The organism is Geobacter sp. PheSNFMC, assembly GCF_059620965.1.
Window position 1 is genome coordinate 1 of record NZ_JCAMRN010000066.1, and the last position, 22,136, is coordinate 22,136.

25 protein-coding genes are annotated in these 22,136 nt (G+C 52.8%); 2 read left to right on the top strand and 23 right to left on the bottom strand.

All coding sequences use genetic code 11. The features are described 5' to 3' along the window. Positions 1 to 20: 20 nt before the first annotated feature. From AC6CDK_RS14115 to AC6CDK_RS14190, 16 genes are all read right to left on the bottom strand, one after another. Entirely contained in the window at positions 21 to 1,748 is a 1,728-nt protein-coding gene (locus AC6CDK_RS14115) for a VWA domain-containing protein (RefSeq protein ID WP_192905730.1), read from the bottom strand. A 9-nt stretch (positions 1,749 to 1,757) separates the two neighbouring features. Further along, positions 1,758 to 2,714 carry a DUF3150 domain-containing protein gene (locus AC6CDK_RS14120; RefSeq protein WP_192905731.1) on the bottom strand — a complete coding sequence of 319 codons (957 nt, stop codon included), beginning with the start codon at positions 2,712 to 2,714 and terminating at the stop codon, positions 1,758 to 1,760. Between the two features lie 29 nt (positions 2,715 to 2,743). Beyond that, the gene (locus AC6CDK_RS14125; protein WP_192905732.1) at positions 2,744 to 3,151 is read right to left on the bottom strand and encodes a hypothetical protein; all 408 of its coding nucleotides are present in this window, start codon (positions 3,149 to 3,151) and stop codon (positions 2,744 to 2,746) included. Between the two features lie 2 nt (positions 3,152 to 3,153). Then, the gene (locus tag AC6CDK_RS14130; RefSeq protein WP_192905733.1) at positions 3,154 to 4,089 is read right to left on the bottom strand and encodes an AAA family ATPase; all 936 of its coding nucleotides are present in this window, start codon (positions 4,087 to 4,089) and stop codon (positions 3,154 to 3,156) included. A 98-nt stretch (positions 4,090 to 4,187) separates the two neighbouring features. Then, positions 4,188 to 4,592, bottom strand: a complete 405-nt coding sequence (locus AC6CDK_RS14135) for a TSCPD domain-containing protein (RefSeq protein ID WP_192905734.1) — start codon at positions 4,590 to 4,592, stop codon at positions 4,188 to 4,190. 41 nt (positions 4,593 to 4,633) lie between these two features. Beyond that, positions 4,634 to 4,903, bottom strand: a complete 270-nt coding sequence (locus AC6CDK_RS14140) for a hypothetical protein (RefSeq protein WP_192905735.1) — start codon at positions 4,901 to 4,903, stop codon at positions 4,634 to 4,636. Beyond that, positions 4,900 to 5,103 carry a hypothetical protein gene (locus tag AC6CDK_RS14145; RefSeq protein WP_192905736.1) on the bottom strand — a complete coding sequence of 68 codons (204 nt, stop codon included), beginning with the start codon at positions 5,101 to 5,103 and terminating at the stop codon, positions 4,900 to 4,902. The genes AC6CDK_RS14140 and AC6CDK_RS14145 overlap by 4 nt, the downstream gene beginning before the upstream one ends. A gap of 87 nt (positions 5,104 to 5,190) precedes the next feature. After that, positions 5,191 to 6,165 carry a PD-(D/E)XK nuclease family protein gene (locus AC6CDK_RS14150; protein ID WP_192905737.1) on the bottom strand — a complete coding sequence of 325 codons (975 nt, stop codon included), beginning with the start codon at positions 6,163 to 6,165 and terminating at the stop codon, positions 5,191 to 5,193. Between the two features lie 12 nt (positions 6,166 to 6,177). After that, the gene (locus tag AC6CDK_RS14155) at positions 6,178 to 6,345 is read right to left on the bottom strand and encodes a hypothetical protein (protein WP_192905738.1); all 168 of its coding nucleotides are present in this window, start codon (positions 6,343 to 6,345) and stop codon (positions 6,178 to 6,180) included. Between the two features lie 124 nt (positions 6,346 to 6,469). Continuing rightward, complete coding sequence (locus AC6CDK_RS14160) at positions 6,470 to 7,426, bottom strand: hypothetical protein (RefSeq protein ID WP_192905739.1); 957 nt, start codon at positions 7,424 to 7,426, stop codon at positions 6,470 to 6,472. Positions 7,427 to 7,535: 109 nt separating this feature from the next. Then, a complete protein-coding gene (locus AC6CDK_RS14165) occupies positions 7,536 to 7,946 on the bottom strand; it encodes a single-stranded DNA-binding protein (protein WP_192905740.1) in 411 nt (136 codons plus the stop codon). A 784-nt stretch (positions 7,947 to 8,730) separates the two neighbouring features. Next, the gene (locus AC6CDK_RS14170) at positions 8,731 to 9,576 is read right to left on the bottom strand and encodes a DUF169 domain-containing protein (protein WP_192905741.1); all 846 of its coding nucleotides are present in this window, start codon (positions 9,574 to 9,576) and stop codon (positions 8,731 to 8,733) included. A gap of 116 nt (positions 9,577 to 9,692) precedes the next feature. Next, the gene (locus AC6CDK_RS14175; protein ID WP_192905742.1) at positions 9,693 to 10,142 is read right to left on the bottom strand and encodes a MarR family winged helix-turn-helix transcriptional regulator; all 450 of its coding nucleotides are present in this window, start codon (positions 10,140 to 10,142) and stop codon (positions 9,693 to 9,695) included. A 147-nt stretch (positions 10,143 to 10,289) separates the two neighbouring features. Beyond that, positions 10,290 to 11,255, bottom strand: a complete 966-nt coding sequence (locus AC6CDK_RS14180; protein ID WP_226048458.1) for an alpha/beta hydrolase — start codon at positions 11,253 to 11,255, stop codon at positions 10,290 to 10,292. Between the two features lie 92 nt (positions 11,256 to 11,347). Next, on the bottom strand, positions 11,348 to 12,577 hold the full coding sequence (locus AC6CDK_RS14185; RefSeq protein ID WP_192905744.1) for an MFS transporter: 1,230 nt from the start codon (positions 12,575 to 12,577) through the stop codon (positions 11,348 to 11,350). 20 nt (positions 12,578 to 12,597) lie between these two features. Beyond that, positions 12,598 to 13,749 carry an iron-containing alcohol dehydrogenase gene (locus tag AC6CDK_RS14190; protein WP_192905745.1) on the bottom strand — a complete coding sequence of 384 codons (1,152 nt, stop codon included), beginning with the start codon at positions 13,747 to 13,749 and terminating at the stop codon, positions 12,598 to 12,600. Between the two features lie 205 nt (positions 13,750 to 13,954). On the opposite strand from AC6CDK_RS14190, the gene AC6CDK_RS14195 reads away from it, so the two are divergent. Both AC6CDK_RS14195 and AC6CDK_RS14200 read left to right on the top strand, forming a co-directional pair. After that, positions 13,955 to 14,209 carry a hypothetical protein gene (locus AC6CDK_RS14195; protein WP_226048467.1) on the top strand — a complete coding sequence of 85 codons (255 nt, stop codon included), beginning with the start codon at positions 13,955 to 13,957 and terminating at the stop codon, positions 14,207 to 14,209. A 118-nt stretch (positions 14,210 to 14,327) separates the two neighbouring features. Then, on the top strand, positions 14,328 to 14,915 hold the full coding sequence (locus tag AC6CDK_RS14200) for a dioxygenase family protein (protein WP_192905747.1): 588 nt from the start codon (positions 14,328 to 14,330) through the stop codon (positions 14,913 to 14,915). Positions 14,916 to 15,123: 208 nt separating this feature from the next. Here AC6CDK_RS14200 and AC6CDK_RS14205 read toward each other — a convergent pair whose 3' ends face one another. Genes AC6CDK_RS14205 through AC6CDK_RS14235 form a run of 7 tightly spaced genes read right to left on the bottom strand, consistent with a single transcriptional unit; the run spans position 15,124 to position 21,897 of the window. Then, complete coding sequence (locus tag AC6CDK_RS14205; protein ID WP_192905748.1) at positions 15,124 to 15,528, bottom strand: hypothetical protein; 405 nt, start codon at positions 15,526 to 15,528, stop codon at positions 15,124 to 15,126. A gap of 17 nt (positions 15,529 to 15,545) precedes the next feature. Next, positions 15,546 to 17,030, bottom strand: coding sequence for a conjugal transfer protein TraH (locus AC6CDK_RS14210; protein ID WP_192905749.1), 1,485 nt, complete (start codon positions 17,028 to 17,030; stop codon positions 15,546 to 15,548). Positions 17,031 to 17,067: 37 nt separating this feature from the next. Then, a complete protein-coding gene (locus AC6CDK_RS14215; protein WP_192905750.1) occupies positions 17,068 to 17,907 on the bottom strand; it encodes a conjugal transfer protein TraF in 840 nt (279 codons plus the stop codon). Beyond that, positions 17,892 to 19,322, bottom strand: a complete 1,431-nt coding sequence (locus tag AC6CDK_RS14220) for an HD domain-containing protein (RefSeq protein ID WP_192905751.1) — start codon at positions 19,320 to 19,322, stop codon at positions 17,892 to 17,894. The genes AC6CDK_RS14215 and AC6CDK_RS14220 overlap by 16 nt, the downstream gene beginning before the upstream one ends. Then, positions 19,319 to 20,650, bottom strand: a complete 1,332-nt coding sequence (locus AC6CDK_RS14225) for a type IV secretory system conjugative DNA transfer family protein (protein ID WP_318842693.1) — start codon at positions 20,648 to 20,650, stop codon at positions 19,319 to 19,321. The genes AC6CDK_RS14220 and AC6CDK_RS14225 overlap by 4 nt, the downstream gene beginning before the upstream one ends. 34 nt (positions 20,651 to 20,684) lie before the next feature. Then, positions 20,685 to 21,404, bottom strand: coding sequence for a hypothetical protein (locus AC6CDK_RS14230; protein ID WP_192905753.1), 720 nt, complete (start codon positions 21,402 to 21,404; stop codon positions 20,685 to 20,687). Next, entirely contained in the window at positions 21,391 to 21,897 is a 507-nt protein-coding gene (locus tag AC6CDK_RS14235) for a lytic transglycosylase domain-containing protein (protein ID WP_192905754.1), read from the bottom strand. The genes AC6CDK_RS14230 and AC6CDK_RS14235 overlap by 14 nt, the downstream gene beginning before the upstream one ends. Positions 21,898 to 22,136: the final 239 nt, after the last annotated feature.

The following is a 22,136-nucleotide window of genomic DNA, read 5'->3' on the forward strand; positions in this document are numbered from 1 at the left end:
GATGGGTTGGTAGGTGAAAATTAAGCGACCAGCTTTTCCCGCAGCAGTTCCAGAAGCGCTGGAGTGAACTGGTCAAGGTTCTTGATGATCCGATGGTTGTCGGGCAGGTACTGCTTGATGCTGTTGTCCTGAATACCAATCCCGATCACCTCGATTCCCGATTCCCTCATCCGCTTGATAGCGGCTTGAGTGACAGGGCCATCGCCGGTGTCGCCATCGGAGAAGGCGATACAGATCTTGCGTGTTTCCCGGCGCAGGCAGAGTTCGCCCCATGCCCACCAAAGAGCATGGCCGAGTCTGGTGCCACCGGAACCGCTGATATTGAATCTGCTGTGATCCGGTTTTTCCCCGAAAACAACCATGGGGAATACGTGATTGTCATGCCCCTTGAAGGTGGCAATCGCCGTACGGACACCGGGAATGGAATAGAGGGCCTCCGCCGCCACGAAGCAGGCGCGGGAAGCAATGCCCATCTTGTTGAGGATGGTGGTGTTGCCCATGCTTCCGGAACTGTCCAAAAGCATGCAGACAGCCGTATTGACTGCCCGTTTTTCCTCTTTCCTGGTAAAAACCCGAGTGTCGCAAATACGAAGACGGGTCAGTACACGGGAATCCAGTCGGTGCCCGACGCTGACCGGGGTGGATCGTTTCTGTTTCGATGCCTGGACAAGCCCCTGAAGCCGGGCTCGCAAGGCTGCAGTATGGACACGAAGCGCGGAAAGATCATCGTATCCGGCTGTTTGGTTCAGTGGTTGGGCAGTTGGCAGCCGTGGTGCTGATGCGGCTGTCCCGTTGAATGAACTCTCGGTAGAGTTCTGACAGAGCAGTTCGGCCAGCTTTTCTCCCACGTTTCCGTAGGAGCCGACATTCTTGCCGGACAAAGCTTCCGCTAATGCCTGGCGGGCAGATTCCAGGGAAGGTGAATCAGAAATCCCGGATTGCCCCTGAGAAGAGTGCCCGGATGATTTATCCTGTCCGGACCCGGCAGGCTGTGAGGAGTTCTGCTGCTTATCCCCGTTCTGTGCCTGTTGAACGCCGTTGCTGCCAGTTTCATTCTGTTGTCGGGAGTTATCGCTGCCGGTCCCATCATTTTGATCTCCGTGACTGCCGGATTGACTCTGGGAAGGCCGGGGTTGCCCGTTTTTCGGTTGTTGGTGTGCGGAGTCGCGGATGAGCTTCATCAGTTCATCCCGGAGCGCCGCTGCTTCACGGGTCGATGTCAGTGTCCCGGCCCGATCCAGTAGCAACAACGCCTGGTCGAAGTTTCTCCCCAGAGCCTGCCGGACCAATGGTTCGGCGCTGTCCCTGGTTTGCCGCAACGAGTCATGACCGAGTACTGCCATGTAGATCACGGCCATGATCCAGGCGAGGATGCTTTGGGATGGATGGGACGGGTCTGGTCTGAATACGCCTTCCTGTTCAACCAGAAGACGGGTCAGCTCGCGGAGGTTGGCGATACAGCCGGGATATTCCAGGCCGATTGCCTGTTCAATTCTCACATCCTCCAGGATGTTGAGCAGATCCCCCGCGAAATCGTTCGTGAGACGTACGGAAAAATCGGTGTACCGGACATGCGCCGCTTCATGATCGATATATCCATGGGCAAGCGCTTCGGCATGGGGGCCTGATACGACCGGGATAGTGATTTCTTTCCCGCTGGTGCAGGCTACCTGTCCGGCAATGGTTACGGTGACATCGTATTTCCGGCCAAGAACCTTGGCGATCAGGGCAAGGGGTCGTGTTTTCATGGCGACTCCTTACCAGAACCAGACAGCCGGCGCTTCAATCTGCTGTACCGGCTGCGGTATGATCGTTACTGTCTTTGGTGGAAGAGGTGCAGATAGTGCCGGTTCGACTTCTGGTTCGGGGAGCGGTTGCAGCATTTCTTCCCGTTCCTCGGTCGTGATGAAACCGGCAATGTCAGACAGCTCGCACAATACTCCGACCAGCCCCATCAGGGTTGCCCCGGTGACCGGTCCGGATCTGGGTACGGTGGCGAGTGCCGCATGCACGTTGGCAACGAGGCCGCTGATTTTGTCAGGGCCAACGAAGCTCAGACTTGATAGTTTGTCGAGGATCGCCTTGAGGGGGCGCAATGCCTTGCGGGTAACGGAAGTGCGACCCCGGTACGATTCCTCCCAGGTTGATTTTGCCAGGGCGCCGATTTCATGGATCAGTTGATCCGCAAGACCGCCAACCTGACGTTCCAGCGGTTGTACCGCTGAAGCAGTTTCTCCGGGGGCTCCCACCTTGAAGGCAGTGAAGCCGCACGAGAGCCGTTCTGCGACACGGCTGGCCGGTTCCACGGCACGGACGACGATCTCAGACCATTCACCAGCTTCGGCGAGCCAGTCCTTGAGATTGTCGTCGTATGCCGACAGGAAATTCGTCTTTGCCGTGGCAAAGCTCTGTTCGACCTGTTCCATCTTCTCCATAAGGGGAGCCAGTTTTTCCTCAGGAATGGCATAGCCAGCAAGGAATCTGACTCCTACCTCTTCGCAGGCGCGTTCAGCCTGACGCTTCAGGGTGGCGAACACCTTGAGGGCATCAGGATCAAAAATGCGCTTTGACCCGAGAGAGGCGAGCTTGTCGGGTGGCAGATTCGCACCCTTCAAGTCTTCCGGCCGGAGTTTCTTCTTGCCGGACCATACGGAGAAGCTGAGATGAACCAGGACCAGGCCCTGGAGTACTTTGCTGATGGTAGAGTTGTTCATGATGTCTCCTTTCGTGGGACTGTAGTTAGTTACCAAAACCATGACTTCGGTCCGTTGCCGCCAATTGCCGGTGCGGGAACCTCTGGTTCAGGTGGTGCGGGTGACTGTTGGATATTCTGTGTGGTTGTGGATGCGGCAAGCAGATCATTCCAGACGCCGGGGGTAATGCCGTCGGCATACTCATAGCCGTCGCCTCTGACCTGTTCCGCTTCCTTTCTGTTCATGAGTCTGCTGGCGGTCTGATAATCACGGAGATTTTCCCCACCTTTCAGGATGCCGAGGCGCAATGTCGAGCCGCGACGGCCGTAGCGGTACAGGACGTCATAACCGCCGTCGTCCCGCTCGAACACCGCCAGGTGATAAACCTTGTCGTGATTCCTGACCCGGTCCAGCAGATGCAGATCCAGTGATGATTTGATGCTCCTGTATCGGGTCATGGCTACCTCCTGTCCCCGAAGTGCCGCTGCAAAACAGCATGCAGTGCGGTTCGGGTATCGGGTTCAGCCCGGAAGCCGAGTGCCCGGTCGAAGGCCTTGGTAAGTGTTTCGCCGTTGGACATCCCCTGGCTGGCCGCGGCTCGTCCTTGGAAGGCAGTGATGCGTGCCCACCGGGTCAGGGTGCGGGTCGAAAGGGTGACTTCCGTCTCCCCTTTGACAAACAGGGCTCTGATCTCGTTAGCGATGGCCACCATGCGGTCTCTGATGTCGCTGCCGACTGATGGTGCCACTTCGGTCAGGATTTTCTTTTCAATGTCCTGGTCGGGATAACCGACCTCAATCATGTAGAAGCGGTCGAGGAACGCCAGGTTCTGCCGCAGTATTCCCTGGTAGAGGCCTGTGGCGTCGCCGGCTCCATTTGAGTTGGCGGTGGCGATGAAACGGAAGTCCGGATGAGCCGTTACCACTTCTCCCGTTTCCGGAATGGTGATGGGGCGGCCTTCGGCAATTCCGTTCAGTCCCGCAGCAGTGGAAGGATCGAGCAGATCGATTTCGTCGATCAGGAACCAGCCACCTTCCTTCATGGCAATGATGAGCGGCCCGTGCACAAAATCCATCCCGCCGCCGGCATTGAGCCGGTAGCCGCCGATCAGTTCCGGTGTTTCCAGCCGGGAGTGGGCAACGACATTCCAGAGGGGAATATTGAGCCGGGCGGCGACCTCGATGATGACGGAGGATTTGCCACAGCCGGTCGGGCCGGTGAGGTAGAGAGAACGTTCACCGAGGAGATACCAGGTGAACAGGTCCGACAGGGTTGACTGCCGGAAAATGTATTGGATGTCTTGTTGGGGAACCGCCGGATGTCCCGGTGTTCTCCCCTTGATGGTGACGGATTTTGGCGCATCAATATTGAACGTGCTTCTGATTTCGTAGTTCATGTCTGCCTCCTGTGCAGTGAGTGGTAACCGGACAGGGAGACAGACTCCCCCGCAGGGATGTCATGCTCTCCCTGCCAGGTGTCGATGGGTAGTGTGTGTCAGTTGAATTCGTGGGCGCTTACGGCATTTGCCTCTGCAAGAGCCGCTTCCTCAATCAGGTCATTCAGATCTCGTCCGGTATCAAGATGTACAAGTACCAGACGGATTGATTCGGCAACGCAGTTGATGCAGGTATTGCTTCCCAGATGACAACCGATACCGCTCAATGCTTTGACGGCATCGGTTGCTTCCAGTCCCGAACGGAGACCGTACGAGACCAGCCGGGCAATGCCGTCGGCCATGGCAGAACCGCACCCTCCGGCTTTGCCGAAGCGCACGAATATTTCCATGGGAACAGCGGTGCCCGGAGAGAGCGTTACCGTAGTGTAAATCTTGCCGCATGACGACCGGCGTTCGATGGTGAAACCGGTAACAGCCTTGGGCCGTGGTATTTTTGGGCTCATAATGGCCTCCTTGTTCTGGCAGTGTGCTGCCGTGTGAAGTGCTATGCTGCTGGAGGGACTTTCCAGGCCGTAATGATCCTGGGTGAACCGTTGACCAGACGGGCAACGACAAGTACCCCCTTGTACCTGAATTTGAGCGGCTTCTCGTTGAGGAGCGGCAGAAGGTGACGGACACCCTCGACAGCCTCCAGCGGAATGTCACGCTCCAGGAAGCGGTTTGCCCCGTGCAGTGACAGGTTGACCTCTTCCATGGCGACAGCAGGAAGATGTATTTCATCTCCCGCACAGATAATGTTGACCGGTCCATTCATCCTCGCACCTCCTCCCAGCCCTTAGGATAAACCTGGGTTTCCGGTGGAGCTGCAGCGGCAAACATGAATACGAAGAGCATTGCCGCTATGAGGATCAGCGATGCTATGGTCTGAAGAGCCTCCTTCAGATTTTCGTATCTGTTCTCCCGGGTGAAGGACTTGAGGTCAGGCGGTAACGTGCCGGTACGATAGATTTTCATCGGTAATCTCCTTTCACTGGGGGCAGACACGCCTCCATGAATGGAGAGTTCCCATGGGGAGCGTGATGCCCCCTGGTGGGGTGGTGGTCAGGCCGCTTGTGCTACGGGCGGCATGAATGGTTTGATTTCCAGTTTGACGAAACCGGCTTTCGGCTTCGTGACCTGGTCATAGATGTCAGGATAGTTTCTCTTGAGTTTGCTGCTGTCGATCATTACCGACTCCGCCACTGAGGTGACGTTGATCAGTATCCCGTCCGAAGCCCCTTTGAACGTGCCATCCGCAAAGGTGAGTATGTCGTTTTTAAGGACGTCCAGCCGGGTTTCGAGAGCCTTCTTCTGCTCATTCAGCTCCAGATACTTTCTGCCGGCATCAAGTATCTCCCGGGGGAGATCCAGGGCGACGGCATGAGAGGGACAGCCGGTGCGAAACGGACAGTAACCGCAGAGAATTCCCGGTTCGGTTCGAGGGGCACACTCGCCTCGCGCTGCCGCAAGGATATGTTTTCCCTTTTCCACAAGTTGATCGAATACCAGTCTGTTGGGTGTATAGCTGTTGAACTCATGGTACGTTCCTGCATTGAGGTCAACCACCAGGATCGAACCGCCGATTTCCACTGACGGATCGAGGGTGAGTTGCAGCAGGCCCATCTGGACATGCAGTTGATCCACCCATGATGCGTAGGGTTCGTCGGGGATGCCGTCGGTCGACTTCATCTCCACGATGTGCAGCCTTTTGGTCTGCCGGTTCGCATAGAACAGAAAGTCAATGTGACACCTGATCTCAGGAAACTGCGGATGCTTCACTTCGACTTCTTCTTCGAAGAGGGCACCACCGGTTCTGAAGAAATCGGCATACATGGCTTGCGCGGCGTGGCCACGGGAAAATCGGAGAAGCGTCTTGATGTCATGACCTTCCGGAGACTGCTTGCCGAGTGCCGCTTTACGCGGACAGCCGGCAATATCGGAAGCTCCGACGTACAAGGTTCGGTCACCGAGGTGTGAGGATTGTTTCTGCTGATGGGCCGGAATAGCACGTCCCAGAAACGCAGCGAGTTTGCTCATGGCTGTCTCCTTTCAGATCAGAAACGGTATGGCGCCGACTGCGGTAAGCAGCGAGCCGAAGATAACGCCGGTAATGATCCGGGTGACGTCAATGCTGACCTGGAATTCCTTCTTGGCGGGAGCATAGACCGGCACCTGACAGCCTTTGATTGTTACGTGCTTGATGATGTGGGTATTCATGTTCTTGTCTCCTTGTCTGTGGGTTGTACCCGGCAGAGGAGACAAGACACCCCCGGTAGGGAGAAAGTCGTTGTCTCCCTGCTGAGGTAGGTTGTGAGTGATGTTCAGTTTGGAACGTCAGGCGCTACCTGTACTGCCAGCATTTGCCCTTGCCGTCCCATTTGAAACCGTGGTCTTTCAGCCATTGGCGGGCTGAGGTGTCGTTGAAGTCTGGGAAGGCGGAGATCTCCGATTCATCAGCGGAGAGTTCCATCCTGATCCCCTTGGCCGTCAGATACCCGATGATCTCGGAAGTCGAAACAGGTTCGGTTTCGTGGGATGATTGGGCGCTGTCCGGTCTGGCAGTCTGCGATGTTCCGGAGGTGGTGCTGGTACTGCCGGCACTGTTTCCTCCGTTCTGTTCCGTCTGTCCGTAAAGGTCAGGATCTTCCTCGATGTCCTGGGTGAAGATGTCAGAGGCAGCGGTCGAGGTAAGTACTGCATCCACCAGGCCGCGTTTTTTGGCCATTTTCAGGCAGGTGTTGTAGAAATCTGCAGGATTGTCGTGTTCAACTTTTTCTCCCTGCCTGGCGATCTTCCAGTTACCGCTGTCATCCTTTTTTGCGCTGAAGCCGCGTCCACCGATGATCTCTTGCGCCTTTGCCGGGTTCTCCTTGCGAAGATCCCAGTATTCCTTCGGCACCGGCTTATTCGTCAGTTCAACTGGCCCGACACGGAAACGATACTTGCTTTCCATGGTCGAACATGAACCGACACCGGTACCGAGACGCTGGCCTGCCGGTGAGTAGAGCGTCACCTTGATGCGATACTCACGATGGCCGAGATGCAGGTCGATGGTTTCCACCTCCACGTCGTTTGCCAGCCTGAAGGTCAGCATGAGCTTTTCGGCGCCCGGTTTGAGGAGAACTGCTTTGTCTCCGCAGCCGGGAATGGTGCCGTAGTGCTCGCCTGATTTCATGACGTCACGCATGACGTACTGGATCAGGTTTACCTGTGCCTTCAGTTCACTGATGTTGACGGCGTGATGGGTAAGGGACGATGCTGCGGGGTTGATGGGAATGATTTGAGCTGGTGCGTTCATCTGTCTGTCTCCTTTTCTGTGGGTTGTGTCCGACAGGGGAGACAGACCAATCCCTTTGGGGATGTGGTAATGTCTCCCCGTAGGACTGTTGAGTTGTGGTTACTGGTTGTTAGAACGGATCGGTGTCATCAGGCGGAATGTCCTCATTTGTCGGGCTGTTTACTGGCTGTTCATCACTAATGCTACCAGTTTTGCCGCCCAGCATGAGAAGCTTATCGCCGACGATCTCGGTTGTGTACCGATCCTTACCGTCCCGATCTTGCCATTTGCGGGTTTTGAGTTTGCCGTCGAGGTAGACACTTTTTCCTTTCGACAGGTACTCGCCAGCTACTTCTGCGAGACGTGCGTAGAGGACGATGTTGTGCCACTCGGTGCGGGTTTCCCATTCGCCACTTTTGTTCTTTACCTTCTCGCTGGTCGCAATGGAAAAACTTGCGATAGCCGTTCCCCCGGGTGTGTACCTGATTTCAGGATCACGACCCAGATTGCCGATGAGTTCCACGCGGTTCAAACTTGCCATACTGCCTCCTTGTTGGTTTTCCCGAAGCAAGGAGACAATGGTCTGTCCCGTAGGGAGAGAACAGAGTGTCTCCCAATCGGGATGTGGTGAAAGTATCCGCCGCTTACAAGGCTTGTCGCGGATGTCGAGCAACAAAAAACCCACTCCAGCTATGCCGGAACGGGTCATAATTTTTGCGGGAATTATGTGTGCTCCAGAAATTGGATGCACTACTGCTAGGATTTACGTCGTTTTACCCAAACGACTGCTCGGTTGGCAAATATGCCTCCGAATCTCATCCGGACAGGGGCAACAGCAGCCTTATCTATCCAGGAATTTCATCCCTGCCGGGGCGATTCTTCCTCGGGCTTTCCGAAGAAGTTTGTCCGGAAGCACTATGGCTTGCGGAGTCTCTTTCTCTGAAAGAGTCTAAAATATACAAGTTTCATAGCAGACCAGAACTTCATGTGTCAATAACAAAGTAAGTACATAACATACTGTAAATACGCTGAAACAATCTGAAACATAACTTGTTGCACGCATATCGTTTCGCCATCTTGACAGTGATGGATCACCCGCTTAGCGGATGGCTTCAGGAAGGCCCCTAAAAGGAGCCAAACAGCAAAGCCATAACCACCGAAACACAACGCGGCACCCAGTTACAGCAATCATAGCAGAAACTTAAACCCAAACGCGCCGGAACGGCAGAGCCTTTTCAAGTCTCACCGGCAAAGCCGGTGGTTTTCGGAAAAACTCAATTAGCTTTTAGTTTGTTACTCCGTACTTACCGATTCCCACATATGATTCAAATGCCTTCGCCCCATGTCTTGGCACTATGATTGATTTTCTTGCGCACAGTCGTCCATGCACCATCAACACTGAATACAGATTCCGGCAAAGCCTTTAGCATTTTTTGATACAGAGGCCATGAAACTGTGAAAGTTAACTCATCGGTTTTCATGTACTTTCTTGCCGAAGGGTCAAAGCCGCCAAGTACGGCTTTTTCTAAGCCTTGTTCCTGATAGAGAAGAGGCCAGGCTACAACATTGGTGCATCCCGCTCCGAATGGAGACACTACACTGTCTATCTCCCCGGTTGTGAACGTTGTATGGGTGAACAGGCCACTCAATACTTCGGGTCTGGCAAAAAAGATGACGAATTCAGGCTCCTCGCTACCGGAAAATAATGACAAGGGCTTGAAGAGGCAGTATTTACCAGGAGCCTTTCGCGGATTGACAGCATCCAGAAATTTTCTCATAGCCTCGGGGGAAGGAAGGTATCGCTCACCATGAATGGGTGTTCCCTCAAACCCTGTGGTTACATAGTGCTCGATGAACCTGAGGTTGGGTTTCATCATTGAGCAGTAGAAAGAACCGCCAGGGCAGCCATATTCTTCTGTCGAAATGTAGGCTGTACCCCGTTTTTTCCGTGCCAGCCAGATGTTTCCCATGACGCAGGAAAAATTTTGAAAAACCGCCTGCATGTCTATCTGCCCTTGCTCTTCCAGTTCTCGTGTAATTGGTGGACCTTGCTTTGGGCCAAAAGCATTGTCCGGTTTGGTATCAGCGTAATAGACGCCGATTGGCTCCTCATCCAAACCGAGATGTCCCAATAAAGTTTTGGTGTCTTCAAGAATTGAATGTTCGATCATGGAGATTCTCCTTTTAGTTTATTGTCCTGACTTGGAAACTGGACGCGAGATCATAAATAACGGCCTTGCCATCATGTTGTATATACAACTAATTTATTAATATTTAGCAACTCAGGTTATTTTGAGACTTCTTTCAGATTTATAATAATGCGAGCCAGAAGAGATCTGGAGGCCAACTTCTCATCCTCATTCATGCCACGCTGAACTTCTTCATGAATAGCTCTGGCAATCGTCGCGCAACACTCTGCCATGTCCAGGGCATTTTGTGTCGGCGTTACGAGCCTCTGCCGGCTGTCATTCGGGTCTATGGTTCGTTCGATCCAGCCACGTCTCTCAAGTCCGTCCGCCAGACGGCTTACGCTTGATTTTTCAAGAAGTAGTTGATCCCCAAGTTGCCCTTGGGTCATGGCCCCCTCGTTAAGTAGTATAATGATGGCTCCCCACTGTTCAGGTGTCATGTCGATATCTGCAGCTTTGAACCTCGTGGCAAGGGTATTGTTCAAGAGTCTGCTTGCAATGCCAGTCAGGTAGCCCAGCGATTGATTGTAGTCATAGGAAAAAGGCATAGTTTAGTTGTATATACAACTATTAGCTGTGTCAAGCAATTTCGTTCGGCCTAGTCTATTACTCGAGCTATCGATCGGCCTGCAAACAGCAAAGGGTGAGCCCCTACCAACAGGACCCACCCTTTGCATCTGATATTACTTGATTTTTTACTTTAGATTTTTAGTAAAAAAAGATGTGAGCTTATTCCAGGGGATGAGATTGACTCGGTCATACAAGTCAACATGCCCAGCACCTTTGACAAGAACCAGCTCTTTTGGCTCAGCTGCGCGCTTATAGGCATCTTGGCTGAACTCTATGGAATGAGCTTCTTCCCCAGCAATAAACATCATCGGGCGCGGAGAGATGGTATCGATGTCGTTGAACGGGTAAAAATTCATGAACTTGCTGATGCTGCTGAGCATAGGCTTTGTTGTCAGCTCTGGCAGCTCCCCTTTCGGGGCGTATGCTCCTCTGGCGGTTCGGTAGAAATCGTAGAACTCTCGCTGAATAGGATTGGTGTTTTCATCAAGCTTGTTGACCGTCCCGGGAACGTACTGAATTTCACCGCCAGTGAATTCAACGAATCGTTGTTCGATTGCAGACTTAATAATTTCACGGCGCTGCTCAAGGGTAGTAGATTTCCGGAGTCCGTTGCGAACAGCCGCACCCATGTCATACATGCTCACGGTGGCAATAGCCTTCATGCGTGGGTCAATTTTGGCTGCGCTGATGGCAAAGCTGCCGCTGCCGCAGATGCCGAGGACTCCAATACGTTCTTTATCGACAAAGCTCTGTGTGCTTAAAAAATCTACTGCCGCACTAAAGTCATCGGAGTAGATTTCCGGTGCAACCAGATGGCCCGGTTTACCTTCGCTCTCCCCCCAAAAAGACAGATCAATTGCAAGCGTTACGAAACCATGCTCAGCAAGTTTTGTGGCATATAGATTCGAGCTTTGCTCTTTAACGGCGCCCATAGGGTGGCCTACAATGATCGCGGGATATTTGATGCCCTGTTTCTGGTCTTTCGGGATAAAAAGATTCCCTGCGACCTTCATCTTGTACTGGTTATTAAACTCAACCTTTTTCAATGTAACTTTGTCGCTTTTGTAAAAATTATCTGCTCCGTTGGACATGTCAGCTCCTAAAGCGTTAGTTATGACAGATAAGAACAAGCTTATCACCACCGTAGTCAAGGTTCGAATCTTGTGCGTCATAAATGTGTTTTTCATTTTTTAAGCTCCTTTGATTGAGTGAATTCTTGTTTACTTGCATGAACCCAAGTTACGCATGCCATGGCGCTGGATGATGCTAAAAGGATGATGCTGGCTATGAACGTGATTTGATAACCATATGTGTCGTAACACAGTCCACCGACTGATGATCCAAATGTGATTGCAAGCTGAATCGCCGCGACCATAAGCCCACCTCCAGCTTCAGCTTCGTTGGGTAGGGCTCTACTCATCCAGGTCCACCAGGCAACCGGCGCTGACGTGGCAAAGAACCCCCAGGCGCAAAGCATTAAGGCCGTGACTGGAAGTGAATAGCCAAACAGGATCAATGCCACCCCGATCAGTGACATAAAAATCGGTGTAATGATCAATATACTGTACAACCGTTTTTTCAACATGTTCCCGATGGCAAAAGTGCCTACCAGCCCAAACAATCCTAACCCCAGCAGAAGGATTGACAACTCTTTGACATTGACGCCGGTAACGCTTTCGAGAAAGGGGCGCATGTAAGTAAATAGAGCAAACTGACCGGCGAAAAAAAGCATGACTGAGAAGGTTCCCAGAACGATCCGACGTTGACCCAATAGTCGAAGAACGTTTCCACCCGCAGCCCGAGATCCATGGTTTTTCATCGCTGGTAACGAGGGTAGGCTGAGCCATTGCCACGCAAATGCAATCACTATCAGAGGCACAACAAATAAGAACGCACCACGCCAGCCGATGAGTCCCCCAAGAAAACTCCCCAGAGGAGCTGCAACCGTCGTAGACAATGCATTGCCGCCATTCAAAATGGCTAACGCTTTAGGTAGCGCTTCCTCCGGCACCAGACGCATCAGGGTCGCCGCTGATATCGACCAGAACCCGCCGATGCATACCCCGATAAGGGCACGTCCGATCATTAAAACCACAGCGTTCGGAGCAAAAGCAACCATCAAGCCGGATATGCCCATGATCGCGGTGAAGAAGAGCAGAATGCGACGACGATCAATACGACCGATAACCGAGGTCAAGGAAAGACTGGTGACGAGAGCGAATAACCCAGAGATTGAAATCGTTTGTCCGGCATGCCCTTCAGTAATATGCAGGTCTGATGCAATCGGTGTTAACAGGCTGACTGGTAAGAATTCCGATGCGATCAATACCATGGCACACAGGGACATGGCCCAAACAGCGCTCCAAACCGGGTTGGCATCAAAGGCTATTTCATTTTCGGTAATTGCGTTCATGGATTTGCTTCTTTCATTTTTTACTTTACAGCCAGGTTAAGAATTTCAGCGATCCTCTTCTTGGGGTATAACTGGTCCATTCCCCAAAGCTTCGCAATACCGAATGCATTCTCAGCAATGGGATCAACGGCGTCCGCAGAAAGTCCTGCTTGTGCAAAGGTCACAGGCGCACCGATAGCGCTAAACCATTCCGTGAGCTTTTCAATCCCTGCATCGGCATTTGATTCACCAAAAACCTTCTCAGCGAAGCGCTCAAAGCGCTCCGGCATTTCATCTTTGATCGATTTCATCCAGGCAGGAAGAACAACGGCGAGTCCGGCACCATGAGGCACGTTGTAAAGTCCACCCATCGCATGCTCGATCATGTGTGTGTCAAAGGAGTTGCCCTCAACGCCGACAAAGGTATTGCCATTGAGGGCCATGGTAGATGCCCAGGCGAACTCTCCCCTAGCGTTATAATCATCAGGGTTGTTCATCAGCACGTCCGTCGTGCGGATCACTGTTTCCAGGATGTTTTCGATCAATGCGGCGGTAAATTCCGGAAACACCTTTGCGGTGAAATAGAGGTCGAGGCAGTGAGCAAAAATATCGACGGCGGAATAGGCCAGATAGTCGGGCGTAACAGTGGCCATCAACTCCGGGTTGATAACTGACACCTTCGGGTAGAGCGAAGGCCCGCCGAGGCTGTACTTTTGCTGAGTCTCCGCGTTAGTTACCACGCCATAAGGATTCATTTCGCTGCCGGTGGCCGCCAACGTCATGATGGTGAAAACAGGAACGGCATCTGTAACAAGGGCCTTGCCGATGAAAAAATCCCAGACATCGCCGTCATACTTTGCACCAGCGGCAATGGCCTTGGCGGAATCGGCTACTGAACCGCCACCGACGGCAACTATGCCCTGCAGTTGTTTGTCTTTAACGACTTTTACTGCATCTCGCACAAGACTGATCACTGGATTACTAATGACTCCACCTACAGTTTCAAAATAAATGCCCTGCGCTTCAAGAGAAGCAGTAACGCGCCCGAATAATCCCTCCTTCTTAATCCTTTCTGATCCGTAAAGAACCAGCACGCTACCCACGCCAAAATCGTTGACGTATTTTCCGATATTCGTTTCTTTTCCTTTGCCAAATTCGATTCTCGTAGGGTTGTAAAATGTGAAGTCTTGCATTTCTTACTCCTTGTGGTCGGTTCGGGAATGGTTCCGTCTTACTGGTGCTATATTAGCTAGTTATGTTACTGGTATAAATACACATAACTATTTAATAGTTGCACATTCCTACAAATTGAATCGTTTTGTATAATTTCAAAAGCAGAAAAAGGGCCAGTTTTTCTGGATCTGAACCCTTAGGGTGAATGACACATCTGAGAAGTGTATGATTTTAGTTTTGAGGAGGAGAATTAAGCTGCGGACATGGCTGCGACAGGTCTTTCATCCAGAATTGCATGGTGTGATTGTGTCTGGCTCCATCAATTTCCATCCACGTAAAATGCGTTGTAATCCCGTCAAGACGGACAAAACCGGTGCGGTCGAGAAAATTGTTTATGGGTATGTACTCATGGCGGCGGCAGGGGTGGTCGAGTGGACGCTCTACCGTAGCGCAGACGATTACATGAAAGCTGCCAAGTGAACGGATATGACTTTCCATGCTTGTTAACAGACGTCTCCCCAGGCCACGACTGCGATAGGGCAGTCGAAAGAGGAGTTCACCAATATAGTAGACGTTCTCTGGCGAATAGGGCGTTGACTTGAATGGATCGCGCAAGGCTGGCTGTTCATGGATAAGAGGACCTGAACTTGCTCGGCGTGTTAAAGAACTGCTGTCACCAATAGATATAGAGCTCAGCAACGAATGGGGGCTTGACCATGGAACCTGGACTGTTTTACGACATATGTTCCCAAACGCTGATGTTCCGGTTGTCCAGCTCAGCATAGACAGGACCAAACCAGCTGAGTACCACTTTGAACTGTCAAAACGACTTGTGTCGCTCAGGGAAGAAGGAGTGCTTGTTGTCGGTAGTGGTAACATCGTTCACAGCCTTCGCGCCTACAAATGGGGAGACAGTGCGCCGCAACCATATGACTGGGCAGTACGATTTGATAAGCTGATTCGAGACTTAATACTAAGCGGTGATACTGACAAAATAATTGGTTATGAAAAACTTGGCGAGGATGCCATGCTCTCGGTGCCGACACCGGATCATTTTCTGCCATTGCTGTATATCCTGGGCCTACGCAAGGAAAACGAAGATGTCAGTTTTCCGGTTGAGGGATATGATGGTGGATCGATGTCCATGCTTGCAATCCAGATTGGCTCTAAAGTTACGAATGACTAGCCGGTATTGTCAGAGTTGGATTTATGAAATAGCCTGTTTGGTGATATTTTGATAACCCCGCAGTCGTTCAACTCAGTTTTGTTCATGATTCCTCTTGGAAATTTATTGCTGCAAGATGCTTATAAAAAACTGCATGAAACGTAAACCAATAGTTTACATATCATGCAGTAAGTTATACGACAGGTCAATCACGGTGGATCACTGGGTGTCAAGATGAAACAGTACTCGGAGTTTTCTTCTTGCTCACCTTGTTCTCTTCTTCGTCGGTCTTTTCAAGCGGATTGCTGAACCCGCGTGGCGGTGTGTAATCCCACTCCATCAGTTCGCACATCTCGGCATTGAGAAGGTTGATTTCCTCTCGAATCTGCTGGCTTCTCTCAATAAACTCCTGCGCCTTTTCGAAAGTGATGTTCTTGTTCCGCCCCATCGTCATGCGCAATCGGTGAAGCACGTTGTCATGGGTATTGAGCATGGTGATGAAATCGCTCTGGTCCAGAGTCTTCCGGGAAATGACGTCAATGTCATCCCGGACAACCTTTTTCAGCTTGCGGTCCTGCCAGGACTCTTTTCCTGATGGTTTTTTCCCGTTTGATTCGTTCTTGTTCTCAGCCATAAATCCTCCTTGTGTGGTTAAATTCTTCCTGTTGCCCGCATGGCGATACCTTTACCGAAGCGGTCCGATAATTCCGAAAACACCGTGTCGTCGAACTTCTTCATGTTCTGGACGATCATCTCCACCGCATTGATTTCCGATGCCGCATTGGCGTAACTCTGCTGGGCCACGGTCAGCAGTTGCAGCGTCTTCTCCTCCAAAGTCTGGATGTGCTGCATCCCCTCACCGAGGAGGGCCAGTTGACAGGTCTCCGGTGATGCCCCGGCCTTGTTCCCCTTCTGGGTGGACATGATGTTGCGGGCCATTTCCTGGAGCTGCACCGCCCGCCCGAACAGATCAAGCAGCATGTAGTAGCCGTAAGCCCGGGCGGTCAGTTCAGCCAGCTTGCCGATGACTTCGCCCTCGGTGTTGGTGGCCGTGGCGTTCTTGAGGATCAGGCCAACCGACAGCGGTGTGCTCTTGAGAAATGCCTCCTCATCGGCGGTGAGAGCAGTCTTTGATTTAATCTTTCCGGCGATGGACTGCATCTTGCCGGCCACATAGACCATCAGGTTCTTGTTGGCGTCGGTAATGTCGGCACAGGCCCCGGCGGTATCCCGCCCCTGGGCAGAGCCACTGATGAAAGAATCGAAGCTGTTGTTCTTGTCACATGGGGGTATGTACTGCGCCTGGTAGGTGGTGCCGGTAGTCGCCGGGCTCTGGATCACCACATCGCCTATGAAGCCGCGCACCAGCTTGACGTACTCACTGCTCATTCCTTTTTTGCCAGCCAGGTTCTCCAGAACAGATCCATCCCCGAAGACTTGGAGAACTTCAGTTGGGCAACCGGCAGTGGCACTGGTTGCCGAGGTTTGGGTCGTGCCGGGAACTCCCGGTTTGTTGCCCGCATTGGTCTTCTGCTCGCTTTCGAACAGCTTGCTGACATCCTGGTAGAGATCCTTGGCGCCGCTCGACACCATGAAGTCGGTCTGGGCCGTCTTCATCTCCGCCTTGAGACTGTCCGACATCACCGACGAAAACGGACTGGCAGCAGTGGCAACCAGCGCCTTGGCCGCCTTGCAGTCGTTCAGCTGCAGAGAGTTCAGCCGGTCGGTGATGGCTTCGAGGGTTTTAATGGTGTCGGCCACCTGGGGCGCAAGGGTCTTCAAAGCGATATCGAAAGCTGCCGCCGGAGCTGCCGACAGGATGTTCTGGAGCTTCTGCACCAGGTAATCCACGTTCAGGAACGAGAAACCGCCGAGGAACATGTCGATACCGCCGCAGCCGGACTTAAGCTTCGGCAGCGATGCGGTGAACAGGTGATCGTCGGTATTCGCCCACCGGGCGGAGAAGCTACCGCCGGTGTAGTAGCCGCGCTTCGATCCTTCGTAGTAGCTGGGTGAGGTGGAACTTTTCTGCTGCACCCAGTCGTCGACCCAGCCGGACCAGGACAGAACCGGGTTCAGGGCTATCGCTGCCGCCAGGCAGGCGGCGGTGGTTCTGGTACATACGGTTCGTTTCACACGTACACCTCTTTTCTGTCGCTGATGGACATGAAACTCACGGCTGTTCCTTATCCAGGAGGCGGCGCTTCTTTACGTCAAAGCCGCCTCCCTTCTGGAATTCGTAGAGCGAATACTCTTCCGGGGAGATGTCCCCCTTCAGGAGACGCACGGCCCGGTACGCCTTGTCCTCGATCTCGTCGGCGGAAATGACTCCAGCCGAGACCGGCAGGTAATCCTGATTCCCTTTCTGGATCAGGATCAGCGTCGGGGTGATCTCTACGCTGAATTTGGCGGCCAACCCCGGATTCTCCTGAATGTTGACCCGCTTCACAGTCCAGCCGGTCTCGTTGGTGAACCAGTCGAGGATGCGGGACTGTTCGTCGCAGTAGCTGCAGTCGGGGCGCTGGAAATAGATCAGGGCGAAATCATCCCGGTTGCCCCGCAAGACGCGCTGCCGTTCCTCGTTGATTTGGGCGATCCGGGCCAGGTTGCCGGGGGTGGTGATCGGGTAATCCTTCTTGGTGGTCAGTTCCGGGTATTTCTGCCAAACGAACTGGGCCACATTGGAAAAGGCGAGCGCCTTCTTGCGGGCAATCTCCTGGACCTCGAAATACTCCTTCACATTCTCTTCGCTCGGCTTCTGGACCGCCTTTTTCTTCAACGCCTCTGCGAACTCCTGGAACTGGTCGGGATGCATCTCCCAGATCTGCTCATAGGTGTAATCCTTGAGGGACGGAGTGGGCTTGGCCGGTTTCTTCTTCCTGGCTGGCTTCTCGGCCTGCTTCTCCGGTTCCTTCTGGTACCACCACCATCCAGTGGCAGAATCGGTGAAATAGCCGGCAGAGGCAGATACGGACAGAGAGAGCATTGCCGCAGCCATCAACGGCCAACGCATTGTTCCACCTCCTTGTTCTTATGCTTGATATCTTTCACCATTCGCTTCAGTTGAGCGGTTTTATGCTCTTCAAGTGCCGACGCTGTTACGCCGAAGGCCTGAGCAGTGAGGGGGATCAGAAGATGGGAAAGGCGCTTGCCTCCTCCGGTAATGATGGAAACCTTCGATGTGTAGTACCCGTCCGCCACGTATTCGGTTGCCAGGGCCTGCTTGGTTCTGGCCAACTCCGTGATAACGGAGTGCATCAGATTCCGTTTCTCCGCCTCGAAGCCTTCCGAGGCATAAACCAATGGATCATAGTTACTGACTTCCTTGATGGCTTCCCAGAGTGCGTCGGGGTTTACATAGATCACTCCGTTGGGCATGGAAACAACAGACCACTGATCACCTTTCGGGGTGGATTCAACCAGATTTATCCTGTTTTTCAGCGACTCAATTACTGCATCCGGATCAATGCATTCCGGGATATTTATCAGTTGTGGTATGTACTTCTCCTTGGTGGGAGCAAATCCGAGCGGGTCTGCCCGTTCTGCCGATGGCAGTTCTGTTGTTACTGGTCTGGCTGACGAGGGTTCTATTTCTTCTGCGGCGAACTGCGTGTCAACGCCGCTTTCAGTGCGGCTGTTCTTTTGCTCCCGCATCTTCAAATAAAGTGCTGACAGTTCGGACTGGCGAGCCTCATGATCGCTCTGCTTGAGACCGTCAGTCAGGATGTTGTCGCTCTTCATCAGATGGTGGCCGGTCACGGCACGAAGAATATCCTCCTTATTCGGGAGGGAAACGAATTCCGGAATTCCATTCAGGATGAGTCCGGCAATGATCGGATGGTCGCCGCTACTGTACATGCCGTCGTGATACGAGGGGATCTTGCCGATGTCATGGGCCAGGGCAATGAGGATAATATCCGCCAGCAACGCCTCCTGGTCAGCCTTGGCAATGAAGTTGCGGGCTACTGTCAGCGTATGGCGGTAGAGCGGAACTGCCTCAAGCATGGCATACGAATCCTCCGAATAGATCCGTTCAGCCTCGTCTTTGTGTTTCCTGACAACGGATGGGCAGTCACCCTCCTTGTCGAGCAGCTTGAGCAGCCAGATTATCAGGTCTCTGCGGATTCCATTGATTGATGAGCGGTGTTCGATCATTTCGCTGAAAAACCGCTCGATTTCTGTATGGGTAAATGATGGGCGAGGCGTAGCAGAGTTGTTCTCCTGGGACTGTTCCCTCCAGAGATTTGCGGCGTCTTTTATTTTTACCTCACGGTCTTTCCAAAGGTGGCTCAGCTCGGCCAGTTTGGCCACCTCAAACTGTTTCTCCTCTTGTGGTGCAGGAGTTTCCTTCGGCAGCCATTTCCTTGTCCCATAAATGGCAAAGCCGATTCCTACAGTTGCCGATATTCCTAACAGCGTCGTATTCATGGCGAGGGCGGCGCTGCAGGCTTAGATTGAGACAGCTTTGAGGTGATAACCGCCGGCGCTTCCGGAAAGATGATCTTCATCTTGGGTTCAAGGGCGTCTTTAGTGGTCCCCTTGAAGCGTCCCGAGTAGGTCATCATGTAAAATTCCCGCGGCTTCAGACTCAAGACATCCTGAACCCGCAGAATGTCCTGTTCTACCTCGCGGGTCGTAACCTGATTCGAGCCGAATATCCCGGTCAGCACATTCTGTACGCCGAAATGCTTAACCACATAATCGCTTGTCTCGGCATCGGAGCAGCGCATGAAAATTTTGGTGTTGGTGTTGTCGAGGATACTTTTGCCGAACTCTTCACCGATGACGGCATAGACCTGGTTCACCGACTGGGCAAAGGCGGTTACCATGACATCGGCTGATCCTGCTTTGGCGAACAGCTCCTCCACGCCCTGGTAAAGCAGGCTCTGCGCTTCATCGATGAAGATGGAGAGCGGAGGATTGACCTTCTGGCGGTTGGAGAGGTACACCCGTCCCACAAAGGATTGAATCATGGAGAGAAGGACTTTGCCGAGGGTGGCAGAGGCCTCGCGGGTGATCATGGCGCCGGTATGGACCACCAGGATGACCGGTTTGCCGGACTCAAGATTCTTTATGAAACGGTTGGAGTCAGCCTGGCCGATGATCTTGCCGATATTGCCCGAAGAGAGTTCCATCAGGGCGGTGCGTAGCGTTGACGAGACCTTGGCATAATATTCCATAGGGGATTTCAGGATGTCCTCGATCATGCCAGCTGTCAGGTCAGCTTCAGCATTACCGATGCTACGGAGAGATTTCATGGTTGAATCGAGTGACTCCCGGCGTATGCGCTTCCGTATTTCATCGATATTCAGGATGGGTAGGTTGCCGTGTCGTTTCGACTGGATAATGTAGGCGGAGATTACGGCGGTGGTGATCTCCTTGGCGATGTTCCGGTAAAACGGTTCGCGTCCGCCCATGATGCCCGAAACAATATGCCCGACCAGCTCATCCGGCATGAAATAGAAGGCCATGGGATCAACCACAGCTGAGTATTCCGGGAAAATGGGGGTGACGAGCATCAGCTCTTCAAGGCGATCACTATCTCTGGCCACTTCATAAATCTTGGTGAAGATCTGCTGGTCACCCTTGGGATCGAAATAGACCACCGAATACCCCTTGCGGATGTCCTGTTCGATCAGGTTTTCGCACAGGCGGGTTTTGCCGACCCCTGTGGTTCCGAAGACAAATGTGTGCCGTTTCCTGTCTGCATCGGGGATGGCGATAGGAACGATCTTTGTACGGCGGTCCAGGTTCACACCGCTGCCGATGTCTGTCATGCTACCTGACGGATTAATGATGCGCTTCTTGAATAGAGACATACAGGTGCTCTTGCAGTTCCTTCCCTACGGAGTTGATGATGTCCTTTGGTATTCTTGTCGGTGTCACGATGGAGCTGAAGGCCCCTGGGATACGTTTCTGGCATACAATCCCGTAAATGCGGCTGCGCTCCCGCAGTAGCAACTGCGGCAGTTGCTTCGAGCTGCGGCTTAGCTGTACTCGAACTCTGGATGACCTATGGTCGATCATTACCGGTACAACGCTGGTTACGTGGAACTCCTTCACGGTTCCTAAGAGATAGCTGCTGCGCTCGTGTATGGGCTGAAACCGTAACGGGCAGATTCCGGAAAGAATCAAGCGCCGATAATGGTCTGCAATTTCCAGGGTGACGATCAGTGAGCCATCCTCGGCAATACGAGTAATCTCTCCCGGGGCCGTATAGCCTCTCAGCTCCTTCAACTTAGCTGCTTCATTCAAGGTTTTCCGCCGTTGCAGTTCCAGTTCGACCTGATGCTGCACATGCCGTCTCAGTTTTCTGTCGATGTCGGTGAGAGAAAGTGCTGTCGGCGCACTGCCAGGCGCATAAACTAGAATTTTCATCTGCTCCTTGATGCTGACAGTGACATTTGTCTTAAGTGCATGAGTTAGTGTTCTTGCAACCGCTACCTCAATCGCATCCAGCGCGTTAGCTTCGCTCAAACCACTTTCAGAGATAATCTCAGCGGCGTTCACGGCCAAATGCCTCTTCCCAAGGCGTGGCGACGTTGATTGCTGACGCCACCTGAACTGGTTGCGGGCGGGATAGTTCGTGCTTGATGATACGGGCTACTCTGGCTGCGTACCGATCGCGTTTGGACGGTGTGCGGGAGTTGTAGCAGCCGACAGCCGGCCAGGTGTATCCGTAGTCCTGAATGCATTGGGAAAGAACCCAGGCCCCGACCATGACATTGGTGCATGGATCGGCAAGGTTGTTCCACGAGATGCCGAGTTTGCGAAGCGCCGGTTCCCATGAGGAGTTGATCTGCATGAGGCCGTAATCGTATGTTCCGTTTGTGTTGTAGTTGATTGCCAGGGGATTGAAGCTACTTTCTCCCTTGGAGATTGCGTAGAGGAGTTGGGGCGAGATGCCGTACCGGTTGCCGGCTTCTTCAAAGCAGAAGGCGGATGCCGGATTTGGCGAACCGATTGACATGCAAAGCAGGAAAACAAGAGTGGCGAAGCGCATGAATCCCCCTACGACTATAATCTATAGGGGGGGCAGGTGTGAGTGGGGCAGTTGTAAGCTTTGGACGACTTGGGGCGTGATGGTGCTATTTAGCAGGGTCTTGAAAAACTCCCTGTTTTTGCCCCCATGACCTCCAGGAGAGATTTTTCGGGACGGCTCAGTTTGATTTTGTTGTTTGTTCTGCGGTTATCTTGCTCTTTGAAACTCTTTTTGGCCGATTATTCGGCCCGGTTTCGCCT